Consider the following 23,574-nt stretch of genomic DNA (forward strand, 5'->3'; position numbering starts at 1 on the left):
GCACCCTCCTCTTTTATAGCAACGAATAAACAAGCTGTTGTGTGTAAGCGTCTTGAGGATCTTCAAGGATTTGATCTGTTAGCCCTTTTTCAATTACTTCTCCATTTAACATCACCATTGTGCGGTCAGCTAGCATACGAATAACGGCTAAGTCATGTGATACCACAATCATGCTGATACCCATCTCACGTTGAATCGTTTTAATTAAATCAAGGACACTGGCTTGCACAGATAAGTCTAACCCGGTCGTTACTTCATCTAAGAAAAGAATGGGGGGATAGTTAGAAAGGGCTTTTGCAATTTGCACACGCTGCTGCATTCCCCCTGAGAACCGCTTGGGTTCTTCTTTCATTCTAAAAAGGGGAAGATGGACCTTGTCGAGCAATTCCGTTCCGACACGCTCCATTTCACCGACATGGCGATTGCCTGCTGCAATGAGTTTCTCAGCGATATTACCAATAGAGGAAAAGTCCATCTTCAACCCTTTTGCTGGATTTTGATAAACCATTCCGAGGATATGGTTGCGCACATATCTTTTTTGCTGATTAGAAAGAGCAAAAATGTTTTTCTCCTTAAAATCTTCATGGTTGATAAACATTTCCCCACCTGTCGCAGTCTCATCAAAATATAAACATTGCATAAGCGTAGATTTCCCACTCCCACTTTCACCAACAATCCCTAATATTTCCCCGGGAAATAATTCAAACGAGATATTTCGACAGGCATACACTGTCCCACAATAAGGGCAAAAATTCTTTTCTAACTGTCTCGTATCTTGATGCTGACAATGACTACAGCTTCTTCCAAACACTTTTTCTAATCGCTGGACTTGTAAGATAGGTTTATCACGCATAGCTTATATCCCCTTTTCCTTGAATCGCCCCATTTACTTGTGCTAAACAATGGTGAGAATCATTACATTGGTAATACACTTTATCTTTATCTGCATCTATGATCTCATCCAAAAACGTATCTGTTGCCCCGCATAAATGACAAGCTTGTTCTACGAAAGATTCGACAGTAAATGGGTAATCCTCAAATGCTAATGAACGGACATCTGTATAAGGTGGAACCGCATAGATTTTCTTTTCTCGTCCCGCCCCTAATAAAATAAGTGCTTCCGAATGATTCATTTTATGATTATCAAATCGGGGGATAGGACTCGGTGCCATCACATAACGGTCAGCTACATAGACGGGGTGGTCCGCTCCTGTTTTGGTCTGACCATATTTCATAATTTGTTCAAATAACTGTAGCCAAGCACCGCTGTATTCTTCTTCCGCATGGAGAATTTTCGTTTGTCTTTCACTTTTTTCTACTGACCGCAATGGTTCTGGAGCAGGGACCTGCAAGACGAGCACTTGACCTTCTGTTAAAGGCTGCTCAGGGATGCGATGTCTTGACTGAATAATCGTTGCTTCTGCTGTTCCTTCCGTAATGGCAATGCCTGTCGTTTTTTCAACTAGTTTTTTAATATTGACTGCATTAACTGATTCATCTGATCCTTGATCAATCACCTTTAATACATCGTCTTTGCCAATGATGGATAGCGTCACCTGTAATCCACCTGTACCCCAACCTCTAGCGATAGGCATTTCCCTCGAAGAAAAGGGCACTTGATATCCTGGAATACTAATCGCTTTTAAGATTGTTCTTCTAATCTCTTTTTTTGAGCCTTCATCGAAGAAAGCAAAATGATGGAGTCTTGTCATAATTATTACTCTCCTTTCTGTCCTTTTCTTGCACGATCGAGCTTAGATTGGAAAGTCACATAATGAGGAAGTTTCAAATGCGAAATGAACCCTGTCGATTCAACGGAATCAATATGCAATAAAACAAACTCCTCGTCATGTGTAGGAAAATCAGATGATGGGTGCTGCAAGCATTGATCTAAAATACTCATCGCTATCGCCTTTGTCTCATTTTGTCCGTAGCACATCCCATAGCCGATTTCAAAGTCGAGGGCTTCTTCACTTTCCTCACTTGCGCCCTTTACCGGCACAAATGATTCCACTTCTGTCACTTCAATAGCACCTATATAATATTGCTCTTCCTCACATTCATGTGGAGATGAGATGTGAATAGGCATCATACCCACCCTCAACTCCCCTACATTGGGATGAACTTGACCGTATCCCCGCATAGAAGCATAACCAAGAGAAATAACTGCACCTGTCTGTCCCCTTGTTAATGTCTGCAACCTTGCACTTCGATTGGCAGGAAATTGGAGGCTCTTCTTTGTGACATCAAAAGGCTCGCGATTATCATCTACATAAGTTTGCACAAGACCGTTTTCCCTTAAATATTCCACAACTTTAGGGAAGATTTGTGATGATGGCTGCTCTCTCAGCTGATCGATTCTTTCTTTATAATGCTGCAACCATTGTTTCTCTTCTTGTTGATCCTCTATTAATAAATCAAAATCTAACAACCTATGTGTATAATCCGTTGTTGCTCCTAATATTTGTCCACCAGGAATATCTTTAAAACTAGAAGAAATCCGCCTAGAAATGCGCATATCTTCTGTCTGGATTGCTTCGCTATAATACAATCGTGGTAATGTCGAACGATGGGCACGCAAGGTAAAAACGGCCTCCTCCATATTCCCTTCCGATTGTTTAATAGCCAACGCAGCTAACATAGGCGCATATAGACTAGCTTCAGACATCACCTGATCTACTAAGCCCTTCATCGTGGCAAGAATTGTTTCAATCTCTATATGCCTTTCACCTTTCAGCCGGTTATAACGAAGGCGTTCAATGGAGGCTTCGATAGCCTCTGTCCCTCCTTTAACGGCAACATATCCCATTACTTACTCACCTCACTGATTACTGTTGTCCTTGGTAAACAAACAAGCTTACCTACTTGGTCCGTTATCACGATATCGATTCCTAACGGAAATTCTTGATTTTTCTCTTCACGCGCTTGGTTGATTGTCTGAGAATAAGCGAGCTTTATACGCTTAGCCTTCTTGATCCCTGGCCCTGATAATAGCCATTCTTGCCCTGATGACAACTTCGGGGTCTCAATAATGATAGTGGCAGAAAGTTGGGGATCGATTAAACTACCATTTTTCGCCGATTGGATAGCGCTTATTAGACCAGCTTGTGGTAAATCAGCTGTAATGATGATAAAATCGGCTTCACTTTCCTTCACATGCTTGGCTAATGTCAGTTGAGAGATTCTTTGGACGAGTGGCGTATGGTTCCCTTTAATATGGAAAGTTGCCTCGCTATCGAGTAAGGTTACCATCGTTAAAAAAGTAGAATGATAGCAATCGATTGGATGGTCAATTTGAATCATTTGCTTAGCTAAACTATTTGTTTTACCAGGCTGCGCCATGCAATCCATTACCTTGCGAAACACAGCTTGTGTGTCATGGACATAATCAAGTGGCATTATTTTCACTCCCTTAAATTGACATCGTTTCAAAGGACACTTTTGTTTCCATTAATTGTGCCTGCTCTTTATTTTCCTGATTGATGATTGCTTCTTCTTTCGCTTGGAGAAATTGATTCCATCTCGCTATAATTGGCAATTTTGCGCCATAAGCGGCATCAATGATGGCAAGGTCACGAGACCACTCTTCTTCTAGACCGATGACCATTCCCTTACCTATGCTGCCCTCTATTTCTACCATCGTCTCCGTCATTAATACTTCCCCTAGATAAAATAGGGATTGCTTAGCTGTTTCTCTTACCTTCAGCATTGTTAAACCGTTTCTCGGTGCAACTATTTCTTTTACGTCGTAATGTTCGGTCACCTCTCTCGCCATCTCCTTAGCCAACGAGGCTCCCGCCTTCACTAAAATCGTTGTTCTTCTTTTTCGATTCATCTCCCTACCTCCTCTCGCAAGTTCATCGTAACTTGGCGCCAAGCTGTTGTGTTTTAATTTATTTTTAATATTGTGTAAATAAGGATTTACATGGCGGACACCTTTATAGAATCAACCCTTGCCAAAAACCCCTCTCCTTGTTTTGTGGTGAGGGGTCTTTGAAAATGAATATAGCTATATTGGTTTCGGGCTTGAGCTGCTTTTTTTGAGGTTATTAATGTGGTTGTCAGTTAGTAGGGTGAGTAAATCGGTGGTCGGTGGTTGCTCTCGCTTATCAAGCGATTATCTACCATATTCCGTTTTGGTTTCGAAATAAATTTCAATTATGACCTTAATTTCATGATACCCTTTGACATGGAGCCTCTACGGGTATAATTAATTACTCGCCGAAAAAAGCCAGAAGTATCAGAGGCTGGTACACCCTACGATACAACGTGATTATGCCCGCATCTCCATATAAATGTGGCGACAGTATCCTTCAAACTGTTGTCAGACTCATCCAATCAAAATGTATATTCTTAAATGAACGTTTCAGACTGAGACTGTGTGTAAATCATGGTTTTGCGCAAGAGCATGATGGACTTGGCTTTGTATTGCACGCAAATCTTAGTTTCGCGCATTATTCTTTTGAATTTGACTATGTACTGCGCACAAACCTTAGTTTCGCGCACCATTCTTTTGAATTTAGCTATGATCTGCGCGCAAACCTTAATTACGCGCACCATTCTTTTGGATTTGACTATGATCTGCGCGCAAACCTTAGTTTCGCGCACCATTCTTTTGGATTTGGCTGTGATCTGCGCGCAAACCTTAGTTTCGCGCACCATCCTTTTGAATTTGTCTATGTATTGCGCGCAAACCTTAGTTTCACGCACCATTCTTTTGGATTTGGCTGTGATCTGCGCGCAAACCTTAATTTCGCGCACCATTCTTTTGGATTTGGCTATAATCTGCGCGCAAACCTTAGTTTCGCGCACCATTCTTTTGAATTTGGCTATGATCTGCGCGCAAACCTTAATTTCGCGCACCATTCTTTTGGATTTGGCTATGATCTGCGCGCAAACCTTAATTTCGCGCACCATCCTTTTGGATTTGGCTATGACTTGCGCGCAAACCTTAGTTTCGCGCACCATTCTTTTGTATTTGGCTATGATCTGCGCGCAAACCTTAATTTCGCGCACCATTCTTTTGGATTTGACTATGTACTGCGCGCAAATCTTAGCTACACGCACCATTCTTTTAGATTTGGCTTTGTATTACGCGCAATTCATGGAATCGCGCAATAAGGTGTAGATTTTTCTATAACCTGCGCGCAAATCATGTTTTCTCCCTCTCTCACCGTTCTCTCTAGCAATATATATCTAAACACCAGGCAATCGGCCCCATTTTAACGGAGCCGATACTTAAATTTATCACTTCTATAAAGAATGCACGTTCGTTCTAGTATTTTTTCAGTGTCTTCGCATACGGTATGACTTTCAAGACAAATAAGTGGGAGGATATTATTGCACTTAAGCAACTCTTGCTCATAGGCGGAGGGGAATTGTACGCTTAATACTGCTCCATTATTGGTGAAGTGATGAAAACCATGAGCTCGGTAATAGGCGAACATGGATGTAATTCTCGGCGCATCTTTTTTAATCGTAGGGAAAACCTCTGTATTGACATACGATTGATGAATAGCAATTGGCTCCCCATTAATATAGCGAAGTCTCGACAACATATAGGTTTGGTTCTCTTTATTTATCTCATTATCTGGGGAAAATAGATTTATAGTTTGCAAATCATAACCGGAGGCTAGCATTTTATCTGTAAAACTTTCGCCCCCCGATAAGTGTAAATGAATCGCTTCTGATTCAGGCTTTAAATACCGCCCTTTTCCGCGTACTGAATAAAGGTGGCCTCGACCTTCTAAGTGTTGTAACGCTTTTCTCACAGTCATTCTTGGCAACTGAAACTCTTCTGCTAATTGATTTTCAGATGGGAACTTTTCATTCGATAGATACTCACCTGCAATGATTCTTTTCACTAATTCATCAATTAATAATGCTTCACTATACATCCCTCTCACCTCTCACCTTTATTTTACCAAATGAAGGGCTTTAATTTCAGAATTGATGAAAGTAAGTTTATAATAAAAGCATGATCACTAAAAGGAGGAATCATGATGTATATCGTAACGAATCGCATTAAAATGAAAAAAGGTTTTGCTGAAAGATTAGCACCTAACTTCACCAAGCCAGGTCCTCTACAAGAAATGAAAGGTTTCATTAAAGTGGAAACCGTTATTACACAAAACTTAGAAGAACATGATGAATTGAATGTGAATATGTATTGGGAAGACCTTGATAGCTTCCAAGCTTGGAAGGAAAGTGACATATTCAAACAAGCACATAAACGCCCCGAACCAAAACAAGGGGAAGAGCCTAAAGAATCTCCAATGCTTGGTAGCGAACTCGTTATCGGAAAAGTAGCAACGACAGTTGAAGCTATCGGAAAATAAAGGATAAGAAGATCGTCGCTGTACGGTCTTCTTTTTTTCCAGAAGGTTGTCCTCCCTTTCGTTTTTAATATAATATATGGAAAAACAAGTGTGGTGAAAAGATGTTTACTCTCTTACTTATAGAAGACGATGAAAGCTTATATCGAGAAATCAGAGAAAGATTAGAACAATGGTCATTTAGCGTGCATGGAATTGATGATTTCTCAAAAGTAATTGAACGATTTTCAGAGGTTAAGCCTGACCTCGTAATCATAGATATTCAATTGCCTAAATATGACGGCTTCCATTGGTGTCGTATGATTCGTAACCATTCTACCGTTCCGATTATCTTCTTATCTTCTCGTGATCATCCGACAGATATGGTCATGTCTATGCAACTTGGAGCAGATGATTTTGTGCAAAAGCCTTTTCATTTCGATGTACTTGTGGCAAAAATCCAAGCTTTACTAAGAAGAGCCTATAACTATACGGCTGATTCTCAGACACTACAAACATGGTATGGAGCTAAAATCGATTATGAAAAATATACGGTTTCTAACGAACACGGTGAGATTACCTTAACGAAGAACGAAATGTTTATTCTTAAACAATTGCTTCAACATAAAAATAAAACACTAAGCCGTGATGAACTTATTAAAGCTCTATGGGATGATGAGCGATTTATTAGTGACAATACTTTAACCGTTAATGTGAACAGGCTAAGAAAACGACTGGAGGAAATTGATTTAGGCAAACATATACATACAAAGGTAGGACAAGGTTATATGGCAATGGAAGAGGTCTATTAATATGGTGATTACTTTTTTAAAAGAACGAATAAGTTGGATACTCCTCTTCCTCTTCTCTCTCATGCTTATCATTGTATTTGCTTATATTGATCCTGGATTATCAATGTATTCGACCCTCTATATGGTTGCGATCCTGCTGGTTATTTTCATTATCTTTCTATTCTTGCGTTTTATAAAAGAGGTCTCCTACTACCGCCGATTAGAAAATTGGGCGCCTGGACTTGATCTCCACTATTTAGAAGAGGCCCGCTCACCTTTTGAAAAAATCATTGAATCTAGTCTTCAGAAACAAACGCAGCAATTAGAGATGGAAAATCAACAGATCAAATTGGAGATTGAACAAGAGAAAGATGAATTATTGCGGTGGATTCATGAGGTAAAGACCCCTTTAACAGCAATGAAACTCATCATTGATCGTCTAGAGCATCCAAGCTCGAAATCTGCTTTAGCTAACGAGTGGCTTCGCATTCATTTACTGCTTGATCAACAGCTTCACCATAAACGTATGCCAACTTTAGAAAATGATCTTTATATTGATAAGGTCTCACTTGAGGAAATATTATTTAGGGAAATACGAGACTTGCAATCTTGGTGCATGCAAAAAGGAATTGGTTTTGAACTCGATCTCGCAGTAAAAGAAGTGACAAGTGATGGTAAATGGCTTGGGTTTGTGATTAGGCAGATTTTATCTAATGCAGTAAAATATAGTCACTCATCCGAAATTACCATTGAATCGGAGGCACTTGGTGACATTAACGTTCTCACCATTTCAGATAAAGGGAAAGGTATTTCACAAAAAGATTTACCGCGTATATATGACAAGGGTTTCACTTCAACCGCTGACCATGCAGGACATGCAGCTACAGGAATGGGTCTTTATTTAGCCAAAAAAGCAGCTGATACATTAAAAATAAACATTCAAGTTAGCTCAATCATAAATGAAGGGACGACAGTAACACTTGTATTCCCTAAAATGAATGATTTCGTTGATATAAGAATGACAACGAAGTGACAATAATGTCACACGCAATGATATTTTGTTCGCTGAATCGAAGGAGAAAGTCTCTCTATCCCTTTACAATGTAGGTAAGCTTAGAAAAAGGAGCATTCACATGAATATATTAGAAGCACATAAAATTCATAAAACCTACGGTAGTAGAGGGAATAAACAAGAAGTTTTAAAAGGCTTGGACCTGCATATAAAGCAAGGTGAATTTGTCAGTATTATGGGGGCATCGGGGTCAGGGAAGACAACCTTGCTCAATATCCTTTCGACGATCGATCACTTAAGCTCTGGTTCAATTAGTATTGAAGGCAAAGAAATGACGAAAATGAAAGAAAGACAACTTGCCGAGTTTCGTAAACATTATCTCGGCTTCATTTTTCAAGATTATAACTTACTTGATACATTGACAGTAAAAGAAAACATCTTACTGCCATTATCAATCAAAAAAGTATCACGGACTGAAGCCAATAAACGCTTTTCTGACATCGCCTCTGAATTAGGGATTGAAGATTTAGCTAACAAGTACCCAAGTGAAATTTCAGGTGGTCAAAAGCAAAGAACATCAGCAGCTCGTGCTTTTATACATGATCCTAGTATCATTTTTGCTGACGAACCGACTGGTGCTCTTGATTCGAAGTCCGCTTCGGATTTACTCAATAAATTAACGCGACTGAATGAAACAAGGAAGTCAACGATTGTTATGGTCACGCATGACCCCGTTGCGGCTAGTTACTGTAGTCGTGTGATTTTTATTAAAGATGGCCATATTTACACGCAATTGAACAAAGGTGATGAGAAGAGGCAAGATTTCTTTAAAGATATTATGAAGACACAAGCCATTCTGGGCGGTGTACAAAATGAACATTAATTTGCTCATTTGGCGTAATTTAAAGAAGAATTTGAAGAATTATTACCTTTATGTTTTTGCACTTGCTTTTAGCTCTAGTCTTTATTTTGCCTTTGTTACATTACAATATGACCCTGCATTAGATGAGGCGAGCGGTACTATAAAAGGTGCAGCAGCTATACGGGCAGCATCTGTCCTTCTCATCGTAATTGTTGCTGTATTTCTCTTATTTGCTAACAATCTTTTTATAAAAAGACGTGGGCAAGAAATCGGGCTCTTCCAACTTATCGGTATGACGAAAGGGCAAATCTTCCGTCTACTTACAGCTGAAAATTTCTTATTATATTTCAGTTCTTTAATGATTGGTATTTTTCTTGGTTTTCTCAGCTCGAGGTTTGTGCTAATGATTCTGTTTAAATTAATATCGATCGATGAATTAGCGGAATTACAGTTTTCATCCCAGGCGTTAGTACAGACGCTAATTGTTTTTGCTGTGATTTATTTACTCATTATGGCAAATAACCTTTTCTTTATTCACCGTCAGAGCATACTATCACTGTTCAAAGTAAAAGCAACTACAGAAGGAACTGTAAAACGGGTCACGGTTGTAGAAATTGTAATTGGAATATTAGGACTTTGCTTTATTACAACAGGTTATTATGTATCATCCAAACTTTTCAGTGGTAATTTTACATCAATAAATGAATTATTTCTCGCCATGATTTTCATCCTTGGGAGTGTCATTATCGGTACTTACCTTTTCTTCCGTGGGTCGATTACTTTCATTGGTAATGTCATTCGCAATGGTAAAGGCGGCTATCTTAACATAACAGATGTCCTCTCTTTGTCATCAATTATGTTTCGCATGAAATCCAATGCCTTATTATTAACGGTAATAACAACCGTATCGGCATTAGCTATCGGTTTACTCTCTTTATCCTATATTCAGTTCTATTCAGCAGAAAAAAGCGCATTTGAACGTGTACTAGCAGATTTTTCTACGAATAGTGAAAAAGAAGCAAACATGCTAACAGAGGCATTCACTGATCATAATATAGCTTTTACAGAAGAAACAACGGAAATCGTAGTTACTACCTTTAATATGGCAGACATGATTCAACTATCTGTGGATCCTGAATCAGCAGGTATGGATGTACAGAAGATGGAATCGACCGTAGTTAGTGATAAAGATGTAGACGGTTTAGACGTTAAGCCAAATGAAGTATTCTTTACTGGTTGGCCTGCCATGTTTGATTCTATCATGGATGTAAACGAAAACAGCTCTATTGTGATGCATACAACAGCAAATGAATATAAATTAGATCTTATTGGTTTAAATGATGAACCTGTCATTCCATTTTATTTCACATTTGGCGGCTCTCCTACTGCTGTCGTCGATGACACAGTATATAAGCAATTGCAAAAAGCATTGAATCCAGATTTACAAACCATTTTTAAAGACCAAGGCAACGTTTTTTATAAAATCAACCTGGAAAATCAGGACGATGTAGTAAAAGCAAATGATCTATACGAAACGCTGGACATCGAACGAAATACCTGGTCCCTGCAATTAGAATTTCAAGGTGTGAAAGAATTTATCGGTTTGACATTATTTATTACCGGCTTCTTAGGGCTTACATTCTTAATCACTTCAGGCTGTATCATTTATTTTAAGCAAATGGATGAGGGGGAAGAAGAAAAGAATGGCTATACGATTTTACGTAAGCTTGGCTATACTCAGAACGATCTCTTAAAAGGAATTTGCGTGAAACAGTTTTTCACTTTCGGTATCCCACTTGTTCTCAGTCTGTCTCATAGTTACTTCGCTGTTAAATCGGGCTGGTTCTTGTTCGGAACAGAAATGATGACACCAACTATTATTGTCATGATTATCTATACTGTGCTTTATTCCATCTTTGGATTATTAGCAATTTTACATTATAAGAAAGTGATTAAAGATGCATTATAATTAAGAAGGGCACCGTTCATTTAAGAACGGTGCCCTTTTTAATGCATTTTTTCACATCATAAAGTTTAAATGCTTTAATTGTTTGTTAAACCCCTGTACTCTCATAAATCTTCCTTCTCTTAAGTACTCTTTCCCTTCTTTAAAGAGGATGATTGTCGGTACAGAAAATACCAAAAACTCACCGGCAATTTCGCTTACAACCTGATAGTTAACTTTTCCTAGTTTTATCTTTTGGTAATCCTTTACACTCTCAAATAATTTGGGATACAATGCATGACATACACTACATTGATCACTCCAAATATAAAGGAGGGCAAAGTTATTTTCTTGAATAAATGCTCTCACTTCTTTAATAGATTTCAATTCTGAATGCTTATTCACTTTTTCAAACCCCTTTAAAAGCACAGCATCATTTTTTAGTAATTTTTATTTTAGTCAGTGCTCTCCCTTTTACTTCTAATATTTCAAAAGTAAGATTGTTTTGTACAATGACTTCACCTACCGCCGGAAAATGGTCTATTTGCTTTTGTATGTAACCTGCAAGTACATCATCTTCCTCTGGTATATCTGTCTTAAATACAGAATTGAGTTGATATAATGTAATTTTCCCATTACAGATGATTTCTGTGTCAGTCAGCTTATGAATATGCCTTTCAGTATCCAGATCCATTTCATCTTCAATTTCTAACCCGATCATGGCTTCAATAATGTCTTCATGAGTAACAATTCCTTCTGTTCCACCATATTCGTCCAAGACAATTGCTAGATGTTTTTTCTCCATCGTCATTTGGCGAAAAACACGCTCAAGAGAAGCAAATTCATAAATAACCAAAGGATCTGTATCACAATAATCCTCTAGTGTTTTATGTGGTTCCGCAGCCCAAGATAATAAGTACTTTGAATGAAAAACTGCGACAATACGATCAATATCCTCCCGATAGACAGGATACCTTGTATACGGATGTTGAATCACAGTATCCCTTACTTCTTCAAATGTAGTTGTAATAGGAAACGCAACAAGATCTATTCTTGGGGTTTTTAGCACGTCTTTTACATTTAAATTATGAAAATTAAGTACACCTTTAATACGATGAGACTCTTCTTTTTTAAAGATCCCTTCCGTGTCAGCGATTTCCACTATTGCCCGTAACTCTTCCTTAGAAATTGATGATTCTTGCTTCTGCCCTTTTGATAATATGCGGGTAATAAAACCCGTTAATCCATTTAAAATGACTGTCACTGGTTTTAGAATAAAAATAACAGACCGAATCACAGGATATACAAGATACGATATACGATCAGGGAAAGCTGCTGCAATGGATTTCGGAATTACTTCCGAAAATATAATAATAACCACTGTTAATATGGCCGAAGCGAGCGCAACATTAAAGCCATATTGAATAGCAAGGGTTGTTACAAGTGTCGGTAGCAAGATATTAGCAATGTTATTACCAATGAGAATAGAAGTAATAAACTCACTTGGCTTTGAGACGATATTAAGTAGCTTTTCAGCCTTTTTATCATGGTTTTTCGCTTTCGTTCGCAGCCTCATCTTATTTGTTGCAGTTAATGCCGTTTCACTCCCTGAAAAAAAGAATGAAACAAATAAGAGAAAAATAATAGCAATAATCAACTCTAGTCCCCCTCACAATGGAACAGCAATTAAACGTTATTTTATATACCAATAGTATACCTAACTACTCCTCCTACAAACATATTTGATTGACTTTAAAAAAGGTTTATATATTCTAGCAGCTAAAAAAAGGCTAGGAACCGCTTTTCGCACCTGCCCTAGCCTTTATTATCACCTTATTTTACTCTTTAATAATTTGCAGCTTTTCTTTCATACTTGTTCGCGGCTTTGCTTCAGGAATATGATCGGCATAACCAATCATTAAAGTAGCTACTACTTTCTCCCCTGGTTTTACACCAATCGCTTCTCGGAAGACAGGATTATAGATCCAATCATTGGTTCGCCAAATCATGCCAATGCCTCTTTCCCATGCAGCTAATTGGAAATTTTGAATCATCGCACTCACTGCACCATAATCCTCATCCCATGTCTTTTGACGAGGGTCCTCAGGCATCACAACAACTAAGTGCAAAGGTATAGAGCGAAAATAAGCGGATTTATTTTGTGCTTTTTCAGGTATGGTCCCATCCTTTAATTTTTGCGTTTGGCAAAATGCATCAATAAACTTCTCTTTCCCTTTTTCAGCGAATAGTAATAAACGCCATGGTTCCGTCATTTTATGATTTGGTGCCCATTTTGCCACCTCTAGTAATTCTACAATTTCATCTATGCTTACAGGATCTTGTTTGAACTTTTTAATCGAACGGCGATCCTTGATGATTTCATCGATCTTTCTCTCCATTTCCAGTCACCTCTTCTAACATTCTGCTTACCAGAACTATTATACTATTTTCTGAACTTTCTTTCATGCTCAAGCAACCAGCCTTTTCTTTCCATCCCACCTGCATAACCAGTTAACTTTCCGTTTGTGCCAATAATACGGTGGCAAGGTACAATGATACTCATTTTATTTTTACCATTAGCGCTCCCGACTGCACGGACAGCTTTTTCATTTCCGACAATGACGGCAATGTCTTTATATGAGGCAGTCTCGCCGAAAGGAATTGTTGTTAACGCTTGCCATACATTCGTTTGAAAGGTTGTCCCATTGAGCTCATAAGTAATTTCAAATGCTTCTCTCTTCCCTTGAAAATATTCCTCTAATTGCTGTACACATTCCTTTATTACATCTGGCGAGTCATTTCTCAATGGTTCTGCGATTTCCGTTCTATCAAGAAATTGAACAGCTGTGATGGCTTTTTCTGTTCCTTCGATTGCTAGCACACCTACAGGGGAATTTATTTGTACAATCGATTTTTGCATAACAAGCTCACTTCCTCATTTTTTACTTGTATTCTAACACTCTTTCTAAAATTTAGTTAGAGAAAGAAGGAAATCACCTTGTAAGCGCTTAACTATTTATAAGTAAAAAAATATTAGAGGGAGAGGATCAGCGAATGAGTTTATTGAACGCATCATTTCACTTAAATCTACAAACGGATTTAAAATTTGGTTATGAGGTCGTTCAACAAGAGCTTTCAGACAAAATTAAAGCGACAGGAAAGAAGAAGGTCTTCGTTTGTACAGATAAAGGACTGATTTCATCAGGTGTCGTAGAAAAAATTACCCAAGTATTAGAAGATGCATCCATTGAATATGCTGTTTATGCAGAAATCGAGCCCAACCCGTCTGCTCATTCGGTTATGGAAGGCATGAAGAGCTTTCAATTAGAAGGCGCAGACTTGATTATTGCCCTTGGAGGCGGTAGCTCTATGGACTTTGCCAAAGCGCTGGCTGTTGCAGTCACACACACCGGACATGTACTGGAATATTCTCTTGGCGGTAAGCCAATAGAAGATAAACTACCATTACTTTTTGCGATTCCAACAACAGTTGGTACTGGGTCTGAAGTAACGATTGCAAGTGTCATTACAGATAGCGATGGTGGTAGAAAACTTGTTCTAGGATCTCCTTATCTTGTACCAAAAGTTGTGTTTGTGGACCCGGCACTCACACTTGGATTGCCACGAAAGCATGTTGCTGCTACAGGGGCTGATGCACTTGTCCATGCCATTGAATCTTATGTATCATTACCAGCTAATCCTTTTACAGATGCTCTTGCTCTTCAAGCGATTCGCATGCTCTGGACCTATTTACCACAAACCTATGCTCATGCAGACAATTTAGAAGCAAGGGGGCAAGTCCATCTTGCTAGTACATTGGCTGGCATGTCATTTAGCCTCGGTGGATTAGGGATTGTTCATTCCTTATCACATCCAATGTCTGCACGCTACGGTGTCCCCCATGGACTTGCGAATGCTGTGATACTACCAAAAGTGATTGCCTACAATCTTCCAGCATCAACAGAAAAATATGCAACAATTGCACGCATGATTGATCCATCCTTACATTCCGTTAGTATGCAACAAGCAGGCAAAACTCTTATTCCATTAGTAGAAGAATTAATGCATTCTATTGATATTCCACAAAATTTTGCGCATCTCGACCACCACTTTACAGATGAAGATATCGCCCAACTAGCAGAAGATGCAATGAACGATCATGGAACCGTACATTATAATCCAAGAAAAGCAGTGAAAGAAGATATTGAAGCCATTTATAAAAAGGTCTTACCTGTGAATATAGACGAGAAAATTTATCATTAACTAAGAAAAAAGAGCAGTCCTTCCGAGCTAGACATGAATAAGCTTAATTCTGGAGCGGAAATACGACAGCATAAGTTGATCTTACGAATGTAGTTCATTCATCTTTGTCGCGGCTCAACTTCTACCAAAGGACCGACAAACTTCTGATCCAATTCCAAAGCTTTTAACAACGTTCCGTACGAGAGGCTAAAACTAAAAGAAGCCAACCCAATTTAATTATTAAATCGGGCAAGCTTCTTTTAGTTACGTGTACGTTGTAGGAAAGCTTTGGTTCTTTCCATTTTGGGGTTATTGAATAGTTGCTCTGGTGTCCCTTCTTCAGCAATGACGCCTTTATCCATGAAGACAACGCGATCCGACACTTCACGGGCGAATTCCATTTCATGGGTGACAATAAGCATGGTCAGGCCTGTGCCAGCCAGTTCCTTCATCACCTTTAACACTTCGCCAACCATTTCAGGATCGAGTGCTGAGGTTGGTTCATCAAACAACATCACATCTGGCTCCATTGAAAGTGCTCTTGCAATCGCCACACGCTGTTTTTGACCTCCGGAAAGCTGTCTTGGTTTAGCTTCTACATAAGCCTCCATCCCGACCACACGCAAATATTTCTTCGCGATTTTTTCTGCTTCCTCTTTTGAACGCTTTAATACTTTTATTTGCCCAACAACACAATTTCCCAATACATTATGGTTATTAAATAGATTAAAAGATTGAAAAACCATGCCGAGATTTTTACGATATTGATGGACATTATGTTTATCGTCGAGGATATTTTCACCGTTATAGATAATTTGTCCACCACTTGGTTTTTCTAATAGATTGACACATCTTAATAGGGTCGATTTCCCAGACCCTGATGAGCCGATGATTGTAACTACTTCTCCTTTATTCACTGAGAAGTTAATATCTTTTAATACTTCATGACTACCAAAAGACTTACTTAACCCTTGAATATCAACAACTGTATTCACTTTTCCAACTCTCCTTTCCGCCACCTATGCTCCTGTTGTTTTCCTTTTGATATCTTCTGCCGTATCCATTTCACCTGCAACGACGTAATTTTCCGGTCCATCCATTCTTCTTTCAATATAGCGTAGAATTAATGTAACGGTATAAGTCATAACGAAATAAATAATACAAACAACAAAGAATGACTCAAAGTAGCGGAAATTATTCCCTGCAATTGAATTCGTTTGGAAAAATAATTCAGATATAGAAATCACGCTTAACACGGCAGTATCTTTTATATTAATGATAAATTGATTACCTGTAGCTGGAAGAATGTTTCGAATGACCTGAGGTAAAACAACATTCATCATTGTTTGCAAATGGTTCATCCCAATGGCTTGGGCTGCCTCATATTGACCTGGGTCGACAGAAATAATCCCTCCACGAACAATCTCAGCCATATAAGCACCCGTGTTAATGGAAACAATAACGATACCAGCAATGAGCGGATCCATTTGATAGCCAAAGGCCATTGCTGCCCCGTAAAAAATAACCATTGCCTGTACAATCATTGGTGTGCCTCTAAAGAATTCAATATAAGCAGATAACAAGAAATTCACTATTTTTAATAACAACCGTTTAGGACCATTCTCAGGTATTGGTATTGTTCGAAGAATGCCTGACAACAAACCAATTAGGGCACCGAAAACGGTACCAATTAAGGCAATGACTAATGTCACACCGGCGCCTCGTAAAAACATTGGCCAATATTCGACAACGATGCGAATAATCCATTCTATACTCATAACAATGATCTCCTTTTCTCTCATCATGATTGGCCATTACCAATCAATCTGCTAAGGATTTGCGCTTCAAAGGTTTAATACGACGGAGAGGATGCGCTACCCTAGTTGTTTATTTCTCATGTCTCTCCTAACCTTCTTCTCGATATAAAACCGGCTACATCTCATGCAGCCGGCTCATTTAGTTATTCTGCCGCTGGCTGATTCTCAATAGCAGCATCCATTAATTCTTTTTGCTCTTCTTCAGAAATATCTGCAAGGATTTCATTGATTTTATCTGTTAATTCGCTACCTTTTTTCACCCCTACTGCAATGGCAGTATCTTCTTCACTTGTCTCAAATCCTTCAGTAAATTCAACCATCGCAAAGTTATCATTAGCAGCTGAAGCACTTACACCTTCCGGACGTTCAGAAACATAGCCGTCAATAATTCCAGACTCTAATGCAACACGCATAGCAGGGAAGCTCTCCATAGCTGTTTGCTGTTGTACGCCGTCAATTTGATCAATTACTGAATAATGAAATGTATTTAATTGGGCAGTAACCTTTGCCCCACTGAAGTCTTGAATGGATGTGGCATTTTCGTAATCGCCACCTTTTTTCACTACCATGACTAAATCAGATTCGTAATAGTTATCGGAAAAATCAATCGTTTCTTTTCGTTCTGCTGTTGGTGACATACCAGCAATAATAGCGTCAATTTTATCTGAACTTAATGATGGTACTAATCCATCCCATTTTGTTTTCACAATTACTAACTCTTTTCCTAAACCTTCTGCTATCTTCTTCGCAATCTCAACATCGTAACCGCCTGCAAACTCTGAATTACCTTCAATTGCTACTGCGCCATTGCTATCATCCATTTGCGTCCAGTTAAATGGCGCATAACCCGCCTCTAGTCCTACGCGAAAAACGTCTTTATCTTCTCCACCTGAACCTGTGCTTCCTTCAGCCTCATCATTTGAACCACAAGCAGCTAGAAACATACTCAGTACTAAAGCCATAGCTAGTAAAGCAAATCTCTTTTTCATCTCTATTCCCCCTAATATATTTTTCTACTAATTAAACTATTCCGAATTAAGAAAAAGAATAACAAAAAAAGACCTGAGATGAACTCAGGTCCTTGTTATTCTTCCGCCTAAATCCTCTACTTTTCCCATTTTAGAGATAGTGCACCTTAATAAATCGGGTAAATTTATTAAGACAGTCCTGCAATTATTCACTGCAGACCCAACATGCTATACAAACGGGTATAGCACATTTCGGCGATATTTCCTTCTCTTTAGTCTCATCATGCCTTATCACTCTACTAAAGACTGTTAAATACCGCGCCTCTACCCCACCAGAAAAAGTGAGGTTTATTCAATTTGATATCTATTAGGCTACAATAGTTTAATAGCGTCTGTCAATATAAACTCTATGGAAAATTGGTCCTTTTTTCGCACAACCTTTTGATTAGAGCATAATTACCAATGTTAAGCTTGTTGGCTTGAAGCTAACTCTTTTAACTGTATGCTCAAACGATTAATATCCGCTACCGAATGATTTACGTTTGACACCATCTCATGTTCATCTTCTATGATAGCAACGATTTCCTCTGTAGCTGCGGCGTTCTCCTCTGATATATTTGCCATATTTTCAATCTGCTCTTGAATTTGTTCAAATTTTTCTGTGGCAGCGGAAACTTCATTGACACCTCTCACTAACTCTAAGTTGTTTTCTTGTAATGATGTTTGTATCTCGTTGAAAAAGGCAGATATCTCTGTTAGAAGTGCTTGTCCCTGCTTTACAGCACCTTCCCCTTCAAGAGAGCTTTTACGTGCTTCAAGAGACTGAGTGAAAAGAGTATTCGTCACTTCAGAGATCGCCACCGTGATTTCAGCACTTTGCTCAGCTAACTTCCTTACTTCATCTGCAACGACCGCAAACCCTCGCCCATGCTCTCCGGCTCTTGCTGATTCAATTGCTGCATTTAATGCGAGTAAATTAGTTTGATCGGCAATTTGTTTAATGCCTGCTAATAATTTATTCACTTGTTCCATACTTGAATGAACATCTGATACCGTCGATGCTGTCACACTAATCGTTGTATTTACAGTATTCATATGCGATGTAACATCGACTATCTTATTTAAACCATCTTGTACTTTCTCATTCATATTCTCCGACTTTTCTACGACACCTTCTGAAATGGCAACAGATTCTTTTGTATTTTGTAAAGACTGACTCATAGAATCATTGACAATATTTAAGCTGTTCGCTTCTTCTTGAATACTTGTAGCCATCTGTTGAGCAGCTTCTAATACTTGTTGACTTGACTCATGTATCGTTTCAATATTTTGCTTAAAAAGTCCAATATGATTTTCTAGAGTCACTGTACCTTTATCTATTGAACCAAAGGTGTCTTGCAACTGTATGAGGAGGTCCTTTGACTCCGTTTCTTTTTGCTCTGCTTGGTCAATTAATTCCCTACCCCAACTAGCTAATAAATAAAATAAGTACAAAATCCCGTTGGCGACAAGAATAATAGTAAAAATACTCCGGACACTATTACTTTCTCCTAATAACTGATGGCCAATTATAAAGTAGGTAGCAATAAAACTAACATTATAGAATACAGAAAAAGCAACAATCATTTCTTTCTTAAAATATAGCACCACCATTGCAATCGTTAAGAATAAAATATAATGCTTATTCAATGCATATCCGTCCACAAAAAAGAGCATCATTACAATGAGGTTTGGTATAGCAGCATATAAAAAGCCCTTTACGTAATCATTGATACGCAAAAAATACAGAACAATAGCCATGACAATGACAGAAATCCCAGCACACATAATGACAATTGTATCGCTCAAACCCCGGTCAATAACAATAGGTAAGACTAATAAAACAGCTAATGTCATCAATCCCCACATATTCACTTTATGAACTCTTAATAATTCATTCTTTTGCGTACCCAATTATTTTTCCTCCTAATTTAATCCAAAAACAAGGACTTTAAGCCTATTATTTGGGTTTTTTTTCTTTTATTTCTATTATTTATTTCGGTATGATTAACTTTTATGTTAGTGCTTTACAACTAAATATTTTAGGAGGATGCATAATGAGAATTGCTATCATGGGAACAGGATCTTTAGGGACGATTATTGGGGCACACTTATCAAAAGGGGCACATCATGTGGAATGCATCGATGTAAATACTGACCATATTAACGCCTTAAACAGTAACGGCGCAACAGTTGTGGGGACTGTAAACTTGCAGGCTTCTGTGAAAGCCATCACGCCACATGAAATGACTGGCATTTATGACCTTGTCTTACTTTTAACAAAGCAAGTATACAATAAATCAGTGCTCCTACAACTTCAAGCGCATATGAACGAAGCAAGTATATTACTCTCTTTACAAAATGGTGTTCCAGAAGAAAGTTTAGTAGAATCACTTGGTTCATCCATCATTATTGGTGGTTCTGTAGAGTTTGGTGCTACTTGGGTAAAACCAGGTGTATCACAATTAACATCAGACAAAGAGGCATTCTCTGCTCACGCTTTTCAAATTGGTGAGTTAGACGGACAGATTACTGACCGCGTGAACCTAGTAAAAACCGTTCTTGAAGATGTCGGTGGCACAATCGTTTCAAATAATCTAATCGGTACAAAATGGTCCAAACTTCTTGTTAATGTAGCGATGAGTGGTATGTCGGCAGCACTAGGTTGTACATATGGAGATATTTTGAATAACGAGGCAGCTGTCACAAGTGCAGTGATGTTAGCTGATGAAACGTTAAAAGTTGGTTACGCGAATAACATTCAATTTAGCGAACTAGCTGGTGTAAATGTTGGAATCTTCTCTATTAACGAAGACAAGAGCAATCTACCTATGGTCATCCAAGTTGCTAAACAAGCATTTGGTCCTCAAGCACTGCTCAAAGCTAGTATGCTACAAGATTTAGAAAAAGGATTACAAACAGAAGTCGACTATATTAATGGTTACATTTCAACAAAAGGGAACGCCCTACAAGTATCTACTCCAGTAAATGACCTTGTCACAAGCATGATCAAACAAGCAGAAGAAACAAAACAACTGCCGGACTTTAATGAAAATATTAAAGCATTCGAGTCCCTATTAAACAAAGAATTTGCTATTCATTAATCCATACTTGAAAGACAGGCTGAGTGAGACGTGCGAAATCAAACCCCTCACCAGCCTTTTTTCCTTCCTCATTCCCATGCAGAATTAGAGAATTAATTGGTTAATACATAAGTATAATCCAGTAAATAAAAGGATGAAGTAGGAAATAATTGAGAAAAACTTTTGGCTCATGACTTTAAATAGTAATTGTCCTAAAAATATACCAATTAGTGCCACAGGAGCTCCAACCAAACTAGCGAGCCAAACTGTTTGTGTAGTACCGGCGACAACCATTTGGATAGCCAGACTGATTACATAGATATATAAATAAAAAGCAATTGTCGTTCCTCTGAGAATTTCCATATTCGTTTTGGTTCCCGAGAAATACAATAATAACGGCGGACCAGGCATACCAATACTTGTCGTTAATGTTCCAGATAGCCCACCAGCGCCATAATCTCTATTTCTCGTTTGCTTCATCTTTAATTGAGCAATCATCAACACAGTCAAAACCAAGATTAGAATACCTATCCCTAGTTTTAGCCAGTTAAGCGGTAACCAAAGAAAAATGACCATCCCTATAGGTAAACCAAAAATACTGCCGATGATGAGTCGTTTTAACACTTTTTGATCAACATCGACCTTGACTTTCCCTATCATGACAATCGAAATAAACAAAGATAAGATTAAGTTGATTTGAATGGCCTCCATCGGCTCAAAAAACAGCAGTAAAAATGGCGTCGCTAGAATAGAAAAGCCATATCCCGTACTCGCCTGTAATATAGAAGCAACTAAAATAAGAAGTATATATAAAATGAGCAATTGAGCAAACCACCTTCACTATTACAGAAACTTTCTCCCCTGTCTCTATTTTACCATTTCAGCTAACAAAAACCGTCATAAGATGGACCGTTTGTTTCACGTGGAACGAGAAATTAGTGTGGGGACTTATCAAATTAAGATAAGAAAGTGCCTCTTAGTTATAGGGGTGCAGGATTCGTTCAAAAAGCTTTGTTGGATACGAATATATCTATTTTCACGTTGCAATCATTTTTATTTTATTACGACTCTTTATAATTTACTGTTGCTTTAAATTAAAGCATTCATTACTTCTTTACTGCCCTAATGATATAAACTGGCTCACTTCCTAATTTCCGCGGAGAAACGGTCATTTTCATATCGCTAAAACCGGCATTTTCCATTGCCTTCATCATATCCCCAGATGATACTCTCGGTCCTCTGGCATCTGCGGTTTTTTCAATATCAATGCATAAGAATGTACCTCGAGCTTTTAAGGTACGCTTGATTTCTTCTAGTACAGCGGATAATGGTTTTACTTCATGTAGCGAGATTGAAGCGATCGCAATATCTACTTGTTCATCTGCTAATGGTATGTCTTTAAAATTAGCTATTACGGGCTGAATATTTGTGATCCCTCTCTTCTCTGCTGTTAGCTGCAAATAGTTTAAAATTTCCTCATCCAAATCAAGTGCATAAACCAAATCTACCCTTTCTGCTATAGGTAGTGCTACGTATCCTGCACCAGCTCCTATATCTAATACGACGTCACTATGATTGAGGGGGAGGTATTGAAATAATTCCTCAGCTGAAAAACGGTCAATATTTTCTAGATTACTAATCTTTCTTTTTACTTTTTCATTCATAAGTATTAACCCCTTTTTAATTATAGATATAAACACTCTTTAATAACTATAATTTATTTAAACTTCTTTGTAAATGGGTAATATTGTAATGGATGAAAAAACGGAGCAGAGTTTGTTCTGCTCCTTTCTTTATGAGGATGCCTTTGTTTGGAGAAGCTTAATACCTAAGCCGACAAAGATCATGCCAGTTACCTTATTAATAATAAATTCTGCTTTAGGATTATTTCTAAGTTTCTTCGTTGTTGTAGAGGCAAAAAGCGCGACTATCGAACACCAAATGGTTCCTGTTACAACATAGGTCATACCAAGGATGATAAAAGGAAGTGGGCCATATCCATTGTCTACAGATATAAATTGGGGTAGAAATGAAATATAGAAAAGCGCCACTTTTGGATTGGTTAGATTGGTTAGTAAACCTTGAGCAAACACTTTCCTTGCAGTTAAAGGTTTCGTCTTTTTAACTTCAAATTGAGAGGATTTTTGAATGACCATACGTACGCCAAGATAAATTAAATACGCCGCACCAATCATCTTTACAATAGTAAATAAAATGACTGACGTTGTAAGAATAAGAGATAATCCGATAGCAGCTAAAAATGTATGCACCATTGCTCCTGTAGATATACCAAGAACAGAGTATAACCCTGCCTTCTTACCTTGTGAGACACTCCGTGAGACGATATACATCGTATCTGTCCCAGGGGTAATATTCATAATAATCGCGGCGGCTAAAAACACCGTAAAACTTGTGATGCCAAACATCTAATTCGCCCCCTCAACCAATACAAGTATTAAAATTACTTCTATTGTACTCCTCTCGCAAGAAAAGAAATAGAA

Annotated in this window: 25 protein-coding genes and 1 riboswitch; of the genes, 8 read left to right on the forward strand and 17 right to left on the reverse strand. The window is 38.3% G+C overall.

Features of this window, described 5'->3' with window-relative positions:
• Window positions 1–13: 13 nt before the first annotated feature.
• The 5 genes from MKX78_RS23045 to phnG are packed head-to-tail and all read right to left on the reverse strand — an operon-like array spanning window position 14 to window position 3,835.
• The gene (locus MKX78_RS23045; protein WP_307316403.1) at window positions 14–853 is read right to left on the reverse strand and encodes an ATP-binding cassette domain-containing protein; all 840 of its coding nucleotides are present in this window, start codon (window positions 851–853) and stop codon (window positions 14–16) included.
• Window positions 846–1,712, reverse strand: a complete 867-nt coding sequence (locus tag MKX78_RS23050; protein WP_307316401.1) for an alpha-D-ribose 1-methylphosphonate 5-phosphate C-P-lyase PhnJ — start codon at window positions 1,710–1,712, stop codon at window positions 846–848. The genes MKX78_RS23045 and MKX78_RS23050 overlap by 8 nt, the downstream gene beginning before the upstream one ends.
• A 5-nt stretch (window positions 1,713–1,717) precedes the next feature.
• On the reverse strand, window positions 1,718–2,809 hold the full coding sequence (locus MKX78_RS23055) for a carbon-phosphorus lyase complex subunit PhnI (RefSeq protein WP_095371450.1): 1,092 nt from the start codon (window positions 2,807–2,809) through the stop codon (window positions 1,718–1,720).
• The gene (gene phnH, locus MKX78_RS23060; protein WP_095371449.1) at window positions 2,809–3,399 is read right to left on the reverse strand and encodes a phosphonate C-P lyase system protein PhnH; all 591 of its coding nucleotides are present in this window, start codon (window positions 3,397–3,399) and stop codon (window positions 2,809–2,811) included. The genes MKX78_RS23055 and phnH overlap by 1 nt, the downstream gene beginning before the upstream one ends.
• Before the next feature lie 13 nt (window positions 3,400–3,412).
• Window positions 3,413–3,835, reverse strand: coding sequence for a phosphonate C-P lyase system protein PhnG (gene phnG, locus MKX78_RS23065; protein ID WP_307316397.1), 423 nt, complete (start codon window positions 3,833–3,835; stop codon window positions 3,413–3,415).
• Between the two features lie 555 nt (window positions 3,836–4,390).
• On the opposite strand from phnG, the gene MKX78_RS23070 reads away from it, so the two are divergent.
• Complete coding sequence (locus MKX78_RS23070; RefSeq protein ID WP_341052568.1) at window positions 4,391–5,128, forward strand: hypothetical protein; 738 nt, start codon at window positions 4,391–4,393, stop codon at window positions 5,126–5,128.
• Window positions 5,129–5,222: 94 nt separating this feature from the next.
• Here the strand turns inward: MKX78_RS23070 and MKX78_RS23075 are convergent, their stop codons facing one another.
• Window positions 5,223–5,897 (reverse strand): GntR family transcriptional regulator, encoded by a 675-nt coding sequence (locus MKX78_RS23075; RefSeq protein ID WP_095371446.1) that lies wholly within the window; start codon window positions 5,895–5,897, stop codon window positions 5,223–5,225.
• A 105-nt stretch (window positions 5,898–6,002) separates the two neighbouring features.
• On the opposite strand from MKX78_RS23075, the gene MKX78_RS23080 reads away from it, so the two are divergent.
• From MKX78_RS23080 to MKX78_RS23100, 5 genes are all read left to right on the forward strand, one after another.
• Window positions 6,003–6,338, forward strand: a complete 336-nt coding sequence (locus MKX78_RS23080; protein WP_095371445.1) for a heme oxygenase — start codon at window positions 6,003–6,005, stop codon at window positions 6,336–6,338.
• Window positions 6,339–6,439: 101 nt separating this feature from the next.
• The gene (locus tag MKX78_RS23085; protein ID WP_095371444.1) at window positions 6,440–7,126 is read left to right on the forward strand and encodes a response regulator transcription factor; all 687 of its coding nucleotides are present in this window, start codon (window positions 6,440–6,442) and stop codon (window positions 7,124–7,126) included.
• Window position 7,127: 1 nt separating this feature from the next.
• Window positions 7,128–8,138: a sensor histidine kinase gene (locus MKX78_RS23090; protein ID WP_307316387.1), complete on the forward strand. Its 1,011-nt coding sequence runs from the start codon at window positions 7,128–7,130 to the stop codon at window positions 8,136–8,138.
• A 100-nt stretch (window positions 8,139–8,238) separates the two neighbouring features.
• Window positions 8,239–9,000 (forward strand): ABC transporter ATP-binding protein, encoded by a 762-nt coding sequence (locus MKX78_RS23095; RefSeq protein ID WP_307316384.1) that lies wholly within the window; start codon window positions 8,239–8,241, stop codon window positions 8,998–9,000.
• Window positions 8,990–10,948 (forward strand): FtsX-like permease family protein, encoded by a 1,959-nt coding sequence (locus MKX78_RS23100; RefSeq protein WP_307316382.1) that lies wholly within the window; start codon window positions 8,990–8,992, stop codon window positions 10,946–10,948. Before MKX78_RS23095 ends, MKX78_RS23100 begins: the two co-directional genes overlap by 11 nt.
• Window positions 10,949–10,999: 51 nt before the next feature.
• Here MKX78_RS23100 and MKX78_RS23105 read toward each other — a convergent pair whose 3' ends face one another.
• The 4 genes from MKX78_RS23105 to MKX78_RS23120 form a co-directional block, all read right to left on the reverse strand.
• The gene (locus tag MKX78_RS23105) at window positions 11,000–11,329 is read right to left on the reverse strand and encodes a thioredoxin family protein (protein ID WP_307316380.1); all 330 of its coding nucleotides are present in this window, start codon (window positions 11,327–11,329) and stop codon (window positions 11,000–11,002) included.
• A gap of 28 nt (window positions 11,330–11,357) precedes the next feature.
• Window positions 11,358–12,581, reverse strand: a complete 1,224-nt coding sequence (locus MKX78_RS23110) for a hemolysin family protein (RefSeq protein WP_307316378.1) — start codon at window positions 12,579–12,581, stop codon at window positions 11,358–11,360.
• A gap of 181 nt (window positions 12,582–12,762) precedes the next feature.
• Complete coding sequence (locus MKX78_RS23115; protein ID WP_281202835.1) at window positions 12,763–13,323, reverse strand: nitroreductase family protein; 561 nt, start codon at window positions 13,321–13,323, stop codon at window positions 12,763–12,765.
• A 44-nt stretch (window positions 13,324–13,367) separates the two neighbouring features.
• Entirely contained in the window at window positions 13,368–13,844 is a 477-nt protein-coding gene (locus MKX78_RS23120) for a methylated-DNA--[protein]-cysteine S-methyltransferase (protein WP_095371437.1), read from the reverse strand.
• 134 nt (window positions 13,845–13,978) lie between these two features.
• On the opposite strand from MKX78_RS23120, the gene MKX78_RS23125 reads away from it, so the two are divergent.
• Entirely contained in the window at window positions 13,979–15,187 is a 1,209-nt protein-coding gene (locus tag MKX78_RS23125) for an iron-containing alcohol dehydrogenase family protein (RefSeq protein ID WP_307316372.1), read from the forward strand.
• 239 nt (window positions 15,188–15,426) lie between these two features.
• Here MKX78_RS23125 and MKX78_RS23130 read toward each other — a convergent pair whose 3' ends face one another.
• The 4 genes from MKX78_RS23130 to MKX78_RS23145 all read right to left on the reverse strand — a co-directional run bounded on the left by MKX78_RS23130 (window position 15,427) and on the right by MKX78_RS23145 (window position 19,904).
• Window positions 15,427–16,161 carry an amino acid ABC transporter ATP-binding protein gene (locus MKX78_RS23130; RefSeq protein WP_095373573.1) on the reverse strand — a complete coding sequence of 245 codons (735 nt, stop codon included), beginning with the start codon at window positions 16,159–16,161 and terminating at the stop codon, window positions 15,427–15,429.
• A 24-nt stretch (window positions 16,162–16,185) separates the two neighbouring features.
• Window positions 16,186–16,944, reverse strand: coding sequence for an amino acid ABC transporter permease (locus MKX78_RS23135; protein ID WP_095371435.1), 759 nt, complete (start codon window positions 16,942–16,944; stop codon window positions 16,186–16,188).
• 182 nt (window positions 16,945–17,126) lie between these two features.
• Complete coding sequence (locus MKX78_RS23140; protein WP_307316368.1) at window positions 17,127–17,972, reverse strand: transporter substrate-binding domain-containing protein; 846 nt, start codon at window positions 17,970–17,972, stop codon at window positions 17,127–17,129.
• A gap of 129 nt (window positions 17,973–18,101) precedes the next feature.
• Window positions 18,102–18,286: riboswitch (Lysine riboswitch) on the reverse strand.
• A gap of 130 nt (window positions 18,287–18,416) precedes the next feature.
• Window positions 18,417–19,904, reverse strand: coding sequence for a methyl-accepting chemotaxis protein (locus MKX78_RS23145; RefSeq protein WP_233435338.1), 1,488 nt, complete (start codon window positions 19,902–19,904; stop codon window positions 18,417–18,419).
• A gap of 143 nt (window positions 19,905–20,047) precedes the next feature.
• Here MKX78_RS23145 and MKX78_RS23150 point away from each other — a divergent pair, with 143 nt between their 5' ends.
• A complete protein-coding gene (locus MKX78_RS23150; protein ID WP_307316365.1) occupies window positions 20,048–21,094 on the forward strand; it encodes a ketopantoate reductase family protein in 1,047 nt (348 codons plus the stop codon).
• An 84-nt stretch (window positions 21,095–21,178) separates the two neighbouring features.
• On the opposite strand, the gene MKX78_RS23155 is transcribed toward MKX78_RS23150, so the two are convergent.
• From MKX78_RS23155 to MKX78_RS23165, 3 genes are all read right to left on the reverse strand, one after another.
• Window positions 21,179–21,895: a sulfite exporter TauE/SafE family protein gene (locus tag MKX78_RS23155; RefSeq protein WP_307316362.1), complete on the reverse strand. Its 717-nt coding sequence runs from the start codon at window positions 21,893–21,895 to the stop codon at window positions 21,179–21,181.
• A 284-nt stretch (window positions 21,896–22,179) separates the two neighbouring features.
• Window positions 22,180–22,737, reverse strand: a complete 558-nt coding sequence (locus MKX78_RS23160) for a class I SAM-dependent methyltransferase (RefSeq protein WP_095371432.1) — start codon at window positions 22,735–22,737, stop codon at window positions 22,180–22,182.
• Window positions 22,738–22,866: 129 nt separating this feature from the next.
• Window positions 22,867–23,499 carry a LysE family translocator gene (locus tag MKX78_RS23165; RefSeq protein WP_224936897.1) on the reverse strand — a complete coding sequence of 211 codons (633 nt, stop codon included), beginning with the start codon at window positions 23,497–23,499 and terminating at the stop codon, window positions 22,867–22,869.
• Window positions 23,500–23,574 lie beyond the last annotated feature (75 nt).

It is taken from the genome of Cytobacillus sp. FSL R5-0569 (assembly GCF_038007265.1).
GTDB lineage: Bacteria > Bacillota > Bacilli > Bacillales > Cytobacillaceae > Cytobacillus > Cytobacillus kochii.

What these genes read in the sequence shown, in the direction of transcription:
- MKX78_RS23050 (WP_307316401.1), bottom strand. Translation starts at nt 1,712, where the DNA reads ATGACAAGACTCCATCATTTTGCTTTCTTCGATGAAGGCTCAAAAAAA.
- MKX78_RS23115 (WP_281202835.1), bottom strand. Translation starts at nt 13,323, where the DNA reads ATGGAGAGAAAGATCGATGAAATCATCAAGGATCGCCGTTCGATTAAA.
- MKX78_RS23070 (WP_341052568.1), top strand. Translation starts at nt 4,391, where the DNA reads ATGGTTTTGCGCAAGAGCATGATGGACTTGGCTTTGTATTGCACGCAA.
- phnH (WP_095371449.1), bottom strand. Translation starts at nt 3,399, where the DNA reads ATGCCACTTGATTATGTCCATGACACACAAGCTGTGTTTCGCAAGGTA.
- MKX78_RS23085 (WP_095371444.1), top strand. Translation starts at nt 6,440, where the DNA reads ATGTTTACTCTCTTACTTATAGAAGACGATGAAAGCTTATATCGAGAA.
- MKX78_RS23090 (WP_307316387.1), top strand. Translation starts at nt 7,128, where the DNA reads ATGGTGATTACTTTTTTAAAAGAACGAATAAGTTGGATACTCCTCTTC.
- MKX78_RS23160 (WP_095371432.1), bottom strand. Translation starts at nt 22,737, where the DNA reads ATGAATGAAAAAGTAAAAAGAAAGATTAGTAATCTAGAAAATATTGAC.
- phnG (WP_307316397.1), bottom strand. Translation starts at nt 3,835, where the DNA reads ATGAATCGAAAAAGAAGAACAACGATTTTAGTGAAGGCGGGAGCCTCG.
- MKX78_RS23120 (WP_095371437.1), bottom strand. Translation starts at nt 13,844, where the DNA reads ATGCAAAAATCGATTGTACAAATAAATTCCCCTGTAGGTGTGCTAGCA.
- MKX78_RS23095 (WP_307316384.1), top strand. Translation starts at nt 8,239, where the DNA reads ATGAATATATTAGAAGCACATAAAATTCATAAAACCTACGGTAGTAGA.
- MKX78_RS23150 (WP_307316365.1), top strand. Translation starts at nt 20,048, where the DNA reads ATGAGAATTGCTATCATGGGAACAGGATCTTTAGGGACGATTATTGGG.
- MKX78_RS23045 (WP_307316403.1), bottom strand. Translation starts at nt 853, where the DNA reads ATGCGTGATAAACCTATCTTACAAGTCCAGCGATTAGAAAAAGTGTTT.
- MKX78_RS23100 (WP_307316382.1), top strand. Translation starts at nt 8,990, where the DNA reads ATGAACATTAATTTGCTCATTTGGCGTAATTTAAAGAAGAATTTGAAG.
- MKX78_RS23165 (WP_224936897.1), bottom strand. Translation starts at nt 23,499, where the DNA reads ATGTTTGGCATCACAAGTTTTACGGTGTTTTTAGCCGCCGCGATTATT.
- MKX78_RS23055 (WP_095371450.1), bottom strand. Translation starts at nt 2,809, where the DNA reads ATGGGATATGTTGCCGTTAAAGGAGGGACAGAGGCTATCGAAGCCTCC.
- MKX78_RS23080 (WP_095371445.1), top strand. Translation starts at nt 6,003, where the DNA reads ATGTATATCGTAACGAATCGCATTAAAATGAAAAAAGGTTTTGCTGAA.
- MKX78_RS23125 (WP_307316372.1), top strand. Translation starts at nt 13,979, where the DNA reads ATGAGTTTATTGAACGCATCATTTCACTTAAATCTACAAACGGATTTA.
- MKX78_RS23140 (WP_307316368.1), bottom strand. Translation starts at nt 17,972, where the DNA reads ATGAAAAAGAGATTTGCTTTACTAGCTATGGCTTTAGTACTGAGTATG.
- MKX78_RS23135 (WP_095371435.1), bottom strand. Translation starts at nt 16,944, where the DNA reads ATGAGTATAGAATGGATTATTCGCATCGTTGTCGAATATTGGCCAATG.
- MKX78_RS23075 (WP_095371446.1), bottom strand. Translation starts at nt 5,897, where the DNA reads ATGTATAGTGAAGCATTATTAATTGATGAATTAGTGAAAAGAATCATT.